Here is an 11,688-nt window from a genome sequence, read left to right on the forward strand (position 1 = left end):
GCACGTCAGACCGCTGCTGGACGACGACGGGGAGGGTGATCGGCCGAGTATGCCGCGCATCCGGAAAGTCCTTGTCATCGCGGTCGCCGTCGTTCTCCTCGCCGGTGGCGTCGCAGTCGGTGTCGACGTGAGTGCCGCGGTCCGCGCCGAGTACCAGCTCTCCCGCGCCATAGCCGAATCCCCCCGGGTGCCTGTCGATCCCGAGGTCACGATCGCAGGATTCCCGTTCACCTCGCAGGCGTCTGCCGGCGAGTTCGCGGGCGCCACCATCGCGGCGCCCGGCGTCGAACTACCCGGATGCGACCCCGTTCGCGGCATCTGCCGGGGCGAACTGGGCGCGTCTCTCGGCCCGTTCAAGGTGGCTGACGGGCGCGGATTCGGCCCGAGTGATGTTCTGCACACGTCGTCGTTGTCGACGTACACGAGGCTCGATGCGGTCACACTGGCCCGCTATCTGCGGATCGTCGACCTCACCGTCAGCACTCCCGGGCCCGATGACCAGGCGGGCGCCGGAGGTCCGCAGGACGGCATCGTCAGTCGGGAGAAGGGGGTGGTGTTCACCGGCACCGTCGCCCTGCCGCCGACCGACGGGCTCGACCCGGCCGACCCGCCGTCGGCCTCTGCCTACGACGGCCCGAAGGTGCGCGTGAGCGTGTCCGTCGACCTCTCCGTGGTCGACGGCGCCCTGGACATCCGCGCCACCGACTTCTACACCGGCCCCGAACGCCACGTGGGCGCCGACATCCCCGGACAGTGGCGGCAGGCGGTCCTCGACCGGTTCAGCATGACGCTGCCCCGTCTGCCGATGGCCTGGGATCTCACCGCCCAGCGGGCGGAGAGTTTCGGCGGGGACGTCCAACTGGTCGGCGAATCCGGTCCGGTCGCGGTCCGCCCCGACCGGTTCTGACAACCACCTGACCGGCTCTGAGCAGTTCAGACGGCTTTCGACGGCGTTCGGGGCAAAGCACCCCGGCCGTTGGGGGCGGGTTCGGCTCTGTTGTACCCTCGTGGGCATGCAGCAGCGCCGTGAGTACTTGCTCACACGACGCCGGGCGATCGACTTCTGTCGTGTCGCCGACTGTTGTTGTCGCACTCGCCGTTGACGGTGTGACCATCCGTGCTGCGTTCGCAGCCGGCCGCCCACACCGTCGATGAGTACGGGGGCGTCTCCACCGAGGTCTCGAATCCTCGATTCCGTGCGCCGTCACCCGCGCTCATCACCTCCGCCGAGATCGCGGAAATCCTTTTCGCGTCTCACCGTTTCCACCATCTCCATCTGATCGACGACCATCACAGATCCACTGGAAAGGACACCTCCATGGCACGTTCCGACGTCCTGGTCAGCACCGAATGGGCTGAGCAGAACCTCAATGCCGACAAGACCGTCTTCGTCGAGGTCGACGAGGACACCTCGGCCTACGACGGCGGCCACATCGCCGGCGCCGTCAAGCTCGACTGGAAGACCGATCTGCAGGATCCGGTCCGCCGCGACTTCGTCGACGCCGAGCAGTTCGGCGCCCTGCTCTCCGAGCGCGGCATCGCCAACGACGACACCGTGATCCTCTACGGCGGCAACAACAACTGGTTCGCCGCCTACGCGTACTGGTACTTCAAGCTGTACGGCCACAACGACGTCAAGCTGCTCGACGGTGGTCGCAAGAAGTGGGAACTCGACGGCCGCCCGCTGTCGTCCGACGCCGTCAGCCGTCCGGCAACGACCTACAAGGCCGGCGAGCCGGACCTGAGCATCCGCGCATTCCGCGACGAGGTCGTCGACGCCATCAACGTCAAGAACCTGGTCGACGTGCGCAGCCCTGATGAGTTCTCCGGCAAGATCCTCGCGCCCGCTCACCTCCCGCAGGAGCAGAGCCAGCGTCCCGGCCACATCCCCGGCGCCATCAGCGTCCCGTGGAGCAAGGCGGCCAACGAGGACGGCACCTTCAAGTCCGACGAGGAGCTCGCCGAGCTCTACGGCGAAGCGGGCCTCGACGGCTCCAAGGACACCATCGCCTACTGCCGCATCGGTGAGCGTTCCAGCCACACCTGGTTCGTGCTGAAGGAACTGCTCGGCCACCAGAACGTCAAGAACTACGACGGCAGCTGGACCGAATACGGCTCGCTGATCGGTGTCCCGATCGAACTCGGAGAAGGAAAGTAAGAGTTATGTGTGCTGCACCCAAGCAGGGACAGAAGTTGCCCGCCGGCGTCGACGTCGAGAAAGAGGTCGTGCTGACCGGACAGGTCACCGACGGCTCGGGATCGCCCGTCGCCGGCGCCTTCGTGCGTCTGCTCGACTCGACCGGTGAGTTCACCGCCGAGGTCGTGGCTTCGCCGACCGGCGACTTCCGCTTCTTCGCCGCCCCCGGTACGTGGACGCTGCGCGCCCTGTCCGCGTTGGGCAACGGCGACGTGACGATCAGCCCTGAGGGCCCCGGTATCCACGAGAAGGACATCACCGTTTCGAAGTGACACCGGAGCAACCATCACGACGATCCCGTCTGACCGACAGCCCGGTCACCGCACCTGCGGTGACCGGGCTGTCTGCTTTCTCACCCCGTCGATCGGCAGCTCCGTGACGGGGTTAGAATTTCTCCCGTGGTCCTCTTCTTCGAAATCCTGCTGATCCTGGCCTCGGTGCTGATCACCTGGTTCGGTGTCTACACCCTCTATCGCCTGGTCACCGACGAGTCGTGACGCCCCCATCCGGAGGCGCACCGGACGACGGGTTGGTGCAGTCCGGCTCGTCGGGTGACGGCGCGTCCAGCGCTGCGTCGTCGGAGCCGCGCCGGTCCGGTGACGAGGCGATCAGTCAGGCCGAGGCCCGCGCCGAGGAGTCCGGAAGTCGCGAGCGCAACGTCCCGACGTGGGACGATCTCCCGCTGGACGCCGACACGGCCAACCTGCGGCTCGGCGCGGATCTACACCCGGGCCTGCTCGCACTTCTACCGCTGGTCGGGGTGTGGCGGGGAGAGGGCGAGGGGCACGACCCCGAGACGGACACCGACTATCACTTCGCCCAGCAGATCGTCGTCTCCCATGACGGCCAGAACTTCCTGAACTGGGAGTCTCGGTCCTGGGTGATCGATGCCGACGCCGCGTTCGTGGGGCCCGATCTGCGGGAGTCCGGGTTCTGGCGGATCGGCGAAGACGACACCATCGAACTACTTCTCGCGCATGCCGAGGGCTGGATCGAACTCTTCTACGGCACGCCGCTCAATCAGACGACCTGGGAACTGGCGACCGATGTCGTCATCAAAGCCGAGTCGGGGCGTCGGGCCGGCGGCGCCAAGCGCCTGTACGGTCTCGTCGCCGATGGTGACCTCGCGTATGTCGAGGAGCGGGTCGACGCCGATGGCGATCTGGTCCCGCGGCTGTCGGCGAAGCTCCGTCGCCACGTCGGCTAGCCGACCGTCAGCTCAGCGGCTAGCCGACCGTCGACTCCGCGGCTGGCCGACCGTCAGCTCAGCGGCTGGCCGACCGTCGACTCAGCGGCTAGCCGACCGTCGACTCCGCGGCTGGCCGACCGTCAGCGCCCCATCTCCCCGGGCCGCAGGTCGAGGCGGCGCAGGAGTTGGGCGTTGAGCGCCACCACGACGGTCGACGCGGACATCAGGATGGCACCGACGCTCATCGGCAGGACGAAACCGATGGGCGCGAGGATTCCGGCGGCCAACGGCACCGACACGAGGTTGTATCCGGCGGCCCACCAGAGGTTCTGCGCCATCTTCCGGTAACCGGCACGCGACAGCTCGATCACCGACAGGACCGAGCGTGGGTCGGAGGATGCGAGGATGACCCCGGCGGAACCGATCGCCACGTCGGTGCCGGCACCGATCGCGATCCCCACGTCGGCCTGCGCCAACGCGGGCGCGTCGTTGACCCCGTCTCCGACCATGGCGACATGCCGCCCCTCGTGTTGCAGCCCGGCGACGATTGCAGCCTTGCCTTCCGGGCGGACTCCGGCGTAGACACGGTCGACGCCGAGCCGGGCGGCGACATCATCGGCGACGGCCTGCGCGTCCCCGGTGATCATCACGACCTCGACACCCCGACCGTGTAGCGCGGCGACGGCCTCCTCGGACTCCGGCCGGATCTCGTCGGCGAGGCGGATGGCGCCCACGATCGCCCCGTCGACGAGAACGTGAAGAATGATCGCGCCCTGCGACTTCCACTCCTCGGCAGCGGCCAGTTCGTCCAGCCCGTACTCGTCGAGCAGGTTGGGTCCGCCCACACGGATGGTCTGACCCCCTACGGTGGCGGTCACACCCACGGCGGGCGACGACGAGAAGTTCTCGACGGCGGGCACGGTCAGTCCGGCGCCGGCCGCAGCATCGACGATGGCTTTGGCGAGTGGATGTTCACTGTCTGTTTCGGCGGCGGCCGCCCACGCCAGCACGCGGTCGCGGTCCTGTCCGGGTGCCGGTTCGACGGCGGTGACCGCCGGTTCGCCCTTGGTCAGGGTCCCGGTCTTGTCGAAGAGCACGGTGTCGACGGTGCGCATCGACTCGAGTGCCAGCCGGTCCTTGACGAGAACACCCGCGCGTGCGGCGCGCTCGGTGGCGATGGACACGACCAGCGGGATGGCGAGCCCCAGGGCGTGGGGGCAGGCGATGACCAGCACGGTGATGACACGGATGACGGACTCGTCGGGCATCCCGATCGCCGTCCAGACGATGGCCGTGACGACCGCCGCGCCGAGTGCGAACCAGAACAGCCAGCCGGCCGCGGTGTCGGCGATGCGCTGCGCACGCGACGAGGACGCCTGCGCGTCGGCGACGAGCCTTCCGATACCCGCCAGCGTCGTGTCATCGCCGGTCGCGGTCACCCGGATACGCAGCCCGGAATCGGTGGCCACGGTACCGGCGACCACGGGGTCGCCGAGATCGCGTCGGACGGAAGCGGATTCTCCGGTGACCATCGACTCGTCCATGCTCGCCGACCCGTCGACGACGGTGCCGTCCGCCGGCACGGCCGCGCCGGGCCGGACGATCACCACGTCCCCCACCTCGAGCTCGGCAGGCGACACCGGGACGACCTGGTCTCCGACGACCTTCTCGGCCTCATCGGGCAGCAGGGCGGCCAGCGAATCGAGCGCAGAGGTGGTGCGGGCGAGTGAGCGCATCTCGATCCAGTGGCCCAGCAGCATGATCACCACCAGAAGCGCGAGCTCCCACCAGAAGTCGAGCTCGTGGTCGAGCAGGTGCAGCGTCGAACCCCAGGACGACACGAAGGCGACGGTGATGGCCAGCGCGATCAACAGCATCATGCCGGGGCGGCGGGTACGGATCTCGTCGACGGCGCCGGCCAGAAACGGCCGGCCGCCCCACGCGTAGATCACGGTCCCGAACAGGGGCGACACCCAGCGCACCCACTCGGCGTCGGGCAGGCCGTACCCGGCGATACCGGCGAACATGTCGTTGAGCGCAACGGTCGGCACCGCGAGCGCGAGCATGACCCAGAACAACCGTCGGAACTGCGCGACATGCCCGGCGTGATCATGGCCGGCGTGATCATGGCCGGCGTGATCATGGCCGGCGTGATCATGGCCGGCGTGATCATGGCCGGCGTGATCATGGCCGGCGTGATCATGGCCGGCGTGATCATGGCCGGCGTGACCGTGTTCGGATCCATGGGACCCGGCGTGCTCATGGTCATGTCCCGCGGGCGACACCACCGTGGACGGATGCTCGTGCTGTGGTTTCATGAGTTCGAGGATATACCCCCATGGGGTATCTACACCAGTACTACTGGTACCCGGTACGGGTATCGTTTCGATAAACCTGGCCGGAACATGGAACGGCCCCCGCACCGCCCTGAAGGGCCTGTGCCGACCGGACCGGGTCGGGATGCGGGGGCCGGGTGACCACCTGGTATTCGCTGCGCCGACCGGCGGTCTCCCGCCTCGGTGCGACACGAATGCCACACGGTCAACTGCTAACGGATGGTCACCTCACATGTCCGATGAGAAATCACTATCAGACCACCTCCTTCCTTGTGTACCCGCGAACGTACGCCCGATCCCGGCGTCGCGCAACGGATTAACCGTTCAGGGAGTGGGTACCGGTGCCTGCGGAGTGCCGGGGACGACCGGGGGTGCCGACGGGGCGGCCGAGCTGGGTGCAGGTACCGGTTTCGCGTCGGGCGGCAGTGACTCCACGACCTCGATCTTGGAGCGGAACGTGTCGTCGGTGATCACCTCGATCAGGTTGATCATCCAGCGGTCCCCGTCGCGCTTCATGTCGAAGGTGAGCCGGGACGGGTTGATGCTGACGAGTTCCTTGTTCCCGCGGGTGACCGACTGGTTCATGAAGATCAGGACCTTGGAGGTGTCCTCGGTGTTGGTCACCACCCCGGCGTCCTGGATGGTCACCTCGGAGACGACCGACTGCTTGCGCACCTCGGCGGCGAGGTTGTTGTCGGTGATGAGCTTGGTGTACTCGGGTTTGGCCGGCCCGGTGAGCACGCTCATCGATTGGTCGATGTGTTCGCTCACGTTCTGGGCGTTGTAGCCGAACATCGTCGTGGCGTAGTCGCGGGCGGCGGCCAGGGACGACTCCCGCGCATCCTCGACGGCCCGGTCCTGTGTGTAGCGGAACCCGAGGAATGCGGTCGTGACGACTGCGGCCAGCACGAGTACACCGAGTGCTATCAAGCCCAGCCGGCATCTGCCGAGCGCGAAGCGCGACCGCGCCGGTGTCGATGTCGGTGCCGGGGTCGATGTCGGTGCCGGGGTCGATGTCGGTGCCGCAGCCGGTGTCTTGGCCATCACGCGACCCACTCGAAGTCGGTCATCTTGAGGTCACCGTTGATCCGGGTCATGTCCACCCGCCAGCGAAAGACCTTCTCCTGCGACGGAACCTCACCGTCGAGCGACTTCTGATGCCACCCGAAGACCATGATCACCGAACCCTCGTCCGGTTCGGCCTTGGTGACGGCCGAGCTGAGGATGATCGAACGGGTTTCCAACTTGCCGTCGCGCACGAGCGCCGCCACCTGCTGGATGTTGTTCTGAACCTCTTGCTTGACCTTGCCGCTCGTGTCCTCCTGGACCGACGTCAGCGTTCGGTCGACATTCTCCGGATTCATGCTCGTGAGATTGACGAGAACCTGCGACGCGAACGACGAGTATTCCGCGCGCAGGTCGTCGAGCCGGTCCTGGCGCGAGATACCCAGGGCGAAGACCACGGATGCGATGGCGCACACGACGATGACGACAAGCGCGACCACGACACCGACGATCGCGCGGGGCGACCGGCGACCGGAGCCGCGGTATCGGATTCCGTGTCGCGACTGCGGTGAGTCGTCAGCGTCGGTACGCGACGCCATCCGCGCGCGACGGCGTTCGCGGTAGCTTACGGTCTTCTCGACCTCGGAGGGGTCGGGTGCGATCGCCGCAGCCGCCCGCGAGTCGGCCTCGGGCACGGCAGGGTCGTCCGCAGTCGGATCGCCGGTTGTCTCCGCACTCGCGGCGCCTGAGGGCTCCGTGTCCGCCCGGTTCGTCTCGACCGGCTTCGTGTCTTCCGACTTCGTGTCGGCCGCCGCCTCGGTCTCGGACGCCGGAGCGACCTTCGACGTCTTCCTCGCTGCCGGGCGGGCGCGCCGGATCGGCGCAGACCGCACCGGCCGCTTGGCATTTCGTCGATCGGCCGGTGCCGGACGATCCGTGCCGGGGAGATCGGTGGACGTGGTGCCGTGGCCGTCCGGCGTCACGGGGCGACCGTCCCGCTGATCATGGTCTGCCATGTACTGCTCTGTCCCTGCTCATCGCTGCCGGTCCCGGCGTTGTAAGTCTTGCCGTCGGGACCGATGAAGTTGCCCGAATCCGGGTCGTACGTCGTCGCGTACACCGCGGGCTCGGCGTCGAAATCCTTCGGTGTGCCCGGTGTCACGGTACCGGAGGACGCCGGCTGCCATTTCAGACCGAACGGCAGTCCGCTCTGGAACGGATCGACCGACCCGGGCTTCGGAACGAACCCCGTCGCGCACTCGGCCGGGGTCGGCGCGCGCCGTCCGGGGAACTCCGCGCACGGGTAGTTACGCGCGCCGCGCACCGCGATGTTGGAGTTCTGCGGAACCCGGCACAGCATGCCCGGCGGCAGTTCACGGGCGGTCTGCACCGACGGCCAGCGCCAGTCCTCCTTCGGCAGGAAGCCGATGTTGCACGGCGGCCGGTCCTGGAAGCCGAGGGAGAAGTTGACGTTCGGACCGAAGCGGTTGGTACCGGTGTTCAGCGCTGTGATCAACGAGTTGACCAGTCGCGGGTACAGCACCAGGACCTGCTTCCAGTTCGGCAGGTAGACCACCTGCGTCTTGGCGATCGTGCCCAGGTTGGACACCAGCAGCGGGTACGAGGCGCCCAGCGACTCGAAGAGGTCCTGGCTCTTCGACGCGGTCGCCGGTCCCTTGCGGAGGATGTCGCCGATCTCCGGACGGTTGGCCCGCAGCTGATCGGTGAACGCGGTGACGTCCCGCGTCCAGGAACGGATGTCATCGGCCGTTCGCGACTGGGTCGCCAGCAGCGGGGCGGCCTCTTCGACGAGTTCGATGGTGGTGTCGGCGTTCTTGTTCGCCTCGTCGACGAACAGCGCCATCGAGTCGAGCAGACGCTGCAATGCCTCGCCGGTGCCGTTGAAGGCCACGAACGCCTCATCCATCAGCGAACGCAGGCGGGTGTCGCCGATCTCCTGAAGCAGACGATCGGCCTGGTCGAGCATCGACGAGATCTCGACCGGAACCTGATCGGTCTCGATCGTCGCACCGTTCTGCAGATACTCCCCGGACTCCTCCGACTCGGGGGTGGGCGTGAACTCGACGAACTGCTCACCGATCGCCGAGACGCTGCGCACCGAGGCGGTCGACGACGCCGGGATGTCGGCGTCGTTCTCGATCGTGAGGGTCGCCTCGACGCCGGTGTCGGTGAGCCGCACCGAGTCGACCTTCCCGACGTACACACCGCGGTAGCTCACGTTGGCGTTCTGGTACAGGCCACCGCTCGTGGGCAGGAGCAATTGCACCTGGTAGCTGCCGACCCCGAACATCGACGGAATCCGGATGTAGAACAAGGCCATCACCGCCATCGCGACCACGGTCACGATGGCGAAGATCATCAGCTGCATACGGACGAAACGTGTGATCTTCATCAGCGGCCACCTCCCGCGGCCGGGACCACTGCCGGGGTGGACGGTGACACCTGCGGGACCATGTTGGCCGGGATCGGTTCGGCCGAATCGGGCAACCGTTCACCACCGGGCTGCAGCGGAGCGATGAACGGGTTGAGTCCCCGAGCCGCCGCCCCGGCCGGCCGGCCGAAGACACCCTCGGGTCCGGTCACGCCGAGACTGGCGAACATCGTCTTGTTCAACCGTTCGAGGGTCAGGTCGAGCACGAGGTCCGAATTCACGTAGTCGCCCTTCACGATTCGTCGGATCGTGGGCTCGTAGAACGGGAACGTCAGCAGGATGTTGAGCGACTGCGTCATCGCCGGACCGGCAGCCTGGAGCTGATCGAGAGCCGGTTCGATGCCCTCGACGATCGTCACGATGTCCTCGGAGTTGGCGTCGAGGATGTCGTTGGCGGTCTTGGACAGCTTCGAGACCGAACCCAGCGTGTCGAGGAACTGCTGACGCTGGTCGACGAGCAGTTGCAGGATCTGCGGGCTGTCGGCGAGTGCCCGCTCGATGGTGCCGGCCTGTTCGTTCATCGTGCGCGAGAGCCGGTCGAGACCCTCGGTGGCACGGATGATGTTGCCGCGCTGCGAGTTCAGATCAGCCACCAGGACGTTGAGACGCGGAATCAGCTTCTTGATCTGCTCTTCGCGGCCACCGAACACGTCACTCATCTCGTGCACGATGTCGCCCAGCTGGGACAGACCGCCGCCGTTGAGCACCACCGACAGCGAGCTGAGCACCTGTTCGGTGCTGGGATAGGTACACGCCGCGACCTGTTGTGCCGCATTGATGTCGGGCACGGACGGGACCGACGGGTCGGTCACGATGTTGGATTGCTCGGGACACTTGGTGAGCGGGATCTCGTCACCGGCCTGCAACCGTCCCCCCTCGGGCTCGGCGGGCTGCACGATCTCCAGGTGGGTGGACCCCAGCACGCTGGTCAGCCCGACCATCACGTGCGATCCGCGCGGCACGATCACCCCGTTGTTGAGTCGGATCGTCACGAGCGCGTTCCAGTCCTGCACCTCGATGTCGCCGATACTGCCGACCGTGGCGTCGTCGATGAGTACCGGTGCGTTGTTGACCAGTCCGGCCGCCGAGGGGATCAGGGCGGTGATCTCATACGATCCGCCGCCGGTGCCCTCCGCGCCGGGGACCGGCAGCGAGTTCGGTCCGTCGAACGAGCATCCGGCCAGCACCAGCGCCAGAGCCGCCGCCCCGGCGACGAGTCCGCCGCGCGCGCGTGTCACCGTTCACCTCCGAACGGCACCAGCAGATCGCGGAGCGGACTGCCGCGGTTGTCTCTGCGCGTCTCGTTGTCCAGGCGCGTGACGCCGGCGTTGGCGCGGGCCTCGACACTCGCGTTCTGATACTCGAGCTGGTTCGGCGTGGCATTCCTGCCCTGCACCGGATTGGTCAGGAACGGCGGGTAGTTCATCGAGATCGACGACAGGACCGGTGCGAGGATCTCCACGCACTTGTCGACGTCGGCCATCGTGGTGCCCGGGCGGGCGGTCGAGTCCATCGCCCCGCACAGCAGTGTGATCAGGTTCGTGCCGTTGCCCAGACCGAACACACCGGACAGCGATCCCGACAGGGGGTTGTAGATGTTGTAGAAGTTGGCGAGCTGGTTGGGCGCGGAGTGCAGCACCCCGCGGACCTGCTCGTCCTTGTCGGCCACGATCTTGGTGGCCGCGGCGAGGCGTTCCACCGACGACGCCAGCGCCGTCTGGTTGGTGTCGATGAAGGTCTGCACGTCTGTCATCGCCGCATCGAGTCCCTTGAGGGCGGCGTCGAGTTCGGTGGTGTTGTCGGCGAGGACCGAACTCACCGAGGCGATCCGGCCGTTGAACTGCATCAGTTGCTCATGACTGCCCGAGAGCGCATCGGTGAGCTTCTGCAGGCTCTGGATGGTCGAGAACAGATCACCGCGACCGGCCGCGAGGGTACCGATCACGTCGGACACCTCTCGGATCGACTGGTTGATGGCCGCGCCGTTGCCCTCGAGGTTCTGGTCGAACACGTTGACGGCCTTGGCCGCCGAGCCCGGATCGGCCCCTTCGGGACCGATGGCCTCGGTGAGCCTGGTGAGCTGGGCCTTGATGTCGTCCCACTCCATCGGGACGGCGGTCCGGTCCATCGGGATGTCGGTCCCGTCGGCCATCACTGCTCCCCCGGAGTACACCGGCGTGAGCTGCACGAAACGACCCGACACGAGGCTCTGGGCGACGATGACTGCTTTCGCGTCCTGCGGGATGTCGACACTCTTGTCCACGCGCAGTTCGACTTTCACGTCGTTGGCGCGCGGGGTGATGGCCGAGACACTGCCGACGTTGACGCCGAGCACCCGGACCGGGTCGCCCTTGTAGAGGCTGGCGACGCCGGCGAAATAGGCGGTGAAGGTGTTCGTCGTCGACTTCGTGAACACCTTCCAGCCCACGAGGACGAGCGCGATGGCGAGCACCACGGCGAGCAGGCCGAACAGCACCTTGCGTCCGATGCTCATACTTCCGGCGGTCAT

General features: G+C 67.1%; 11 protein-coding genes. 5 read left to right on the plus strand and 6 right to left on the minus strand.

The window, feature by feature from the left end:
• Positions 1-49 precede the first annotated feature (49 nt).
• From ACSUZC_RS18445 to ACSUZC_RS18460, 4 genes are all read left to right on the plus strand, one after another.
• Positions 50-907, plus strand: coding sequence for an LmeA family phospholipid-binding protein (locus ACSUZC_RS18445; protein ID WP_439029910.1), 858 nt, complete (start codon positions 50-52; stop codon positions 905-907).
• A gap of 411 nt (positions 908-1,318) precedes the next feature.
• Positions 1,319-2,158, plus strand: a complete 840-nt coding sequence (locus ACSUZC_RS18450) for a sulfurtransferase (protein WP_238423365.1) — start codon at positions 1,319-1,321, stop codon at positions 2,156-2,158.
• Between the two features lie 5 nt (positions 2,159-2,163).
• Positions 2,164-2,469, plus strand: coding sequence for a DUF1416 domain-containing protein (locus ACSUZC_RS18455; protein WP_238423364.1), 306 nt, complete (start codon positions 2,164-2,166; stop codon positions 2,467-2,469).
• Between the two features lie 221 nt (positions 2,470-2,690).
• A complete protein-coding gene (locus ACSUZC_RS18460) occupies positions 2,691-3,404 on the plus strand; it encodes an FABP family protein (RefSeq protein ID WP_439029911.1) in 714 nt (237 codons plus the stop codon).
• Between the two features lie 122 nt (positions 3,405-3,526).
• Here the strand turns inward: ACSUZC_RS18460 and ACSUZC_RS18465 are convergent, their stop codons facing one another.
• The gene (locus tag ACSUZC_RS18465) at positions 3,527-5,452 is read right to left on the minus strand and encodes a heavy metal translocating P-type ATPase (RefSeq protein WP_439029912.1); all 1,926 of its coding nucleotides are present in this window, start codon (positions 5,450-5,452) and stop codon (positions 3,527-3,529) included.
• A 30-nt stretch (positions 5,453-5,482) separates the two neighbouring features.
• On the opposite strand from ACSUZC_RS18465, the gene ACSUZC_RS18470 reads away from it, so the two are divergent.
• Positions 5,483-5,863: a hypothetical protein gene (locus ACSUZC_RS18470; protein ID WP_439029913.1), complete on the plus strand. Its 381-nt coding sequence runs from the start codon at positions 5,483-5,485 to the stop codon at positions 5,861-5,863.
• Between the two features lie 183 nt (positions 5,864-6,046).
• Here the strand turns inward: ACSUZC_RS18470 and ACSUZC_RS18475 are convergent, their stop codons facing one another.
• From ACSUZC_RS18475 to ACSUZC_RS18495, 5 genes are read right to left on the minus strand one after another with little or no spacing between them, the layout of a single operon-like run.
• Positions 6,047-6,766, minus strand: coding sequence for a hypothetical protein (locus tag ACSUZC_RS18475; RefSeq protein ID WP_439029914.1), 720 nt, complete (start codon positions 6,764-6,766; stop codon positions 6,047-6,049).
• A complete protein-coding gene (locus ACSUZC_RS18480; RefSeq protein ID WP_439029915.1) occupies positions 6,766-7,743 on the minus strand; it encodes a hypothetical protein in 978 nt (325 codons plus the stop codon). The genes ACSUZC_RS18475 and ACSUZC_RS18480 overlap by 1 nt, the downstream gene beginning before the upstream one ends.
• On the minus strand, positions 7,707-9,140 hold the full coding sequence (locus tag ACSUZC_RS18485) for an MCE family protein (RefSeq protein ID WP_439029916.1): 1,434 nt from the start codon (positions 9,138-9,140) through the stop codon (positions 7,707-7,709). Before ACSUZC_RS18485 ends, ACSUZC_RS18480 begins: the two co-directional genes overlap by 37 nt.
• Positions 9,140-10,417, minus strand: coding sequence for an MCE family protein (locus ACSUZC_RS18490; protein ID WP_439029917.1), 1,278 nt, complete (start codon positions 10,415-10,417; stop codon positions 9,140-9,142). The genes ACSUZC_RS18485 and ACSUZC_RS18490 overlap by 1 nt, the downstream gene beginning before the upstream one ends.
• A complete protein-coding gene (locus ACSUZC_RS18495) occupies positions 10,414-11,688 on the minus strand; it encodes an MCE family protein (protein WP_439029918.1) in 1,275 nt (424 codons plus the stop codon). Before ACSUZC_RS18495 ends, ACSUZC_RS18490 begins: the two co-directional genes overlap by 4 nt.

Source organism: Gordonia terrae (assembly GCF_051789125.1).
Taxonomy (GTDB): domain Bacteria; phylum Actinomycetota; class Actinomycetes; order Mycobacteriales; family Mycobacteriaceae; genus Gordonia; species Gordonia terrae_A.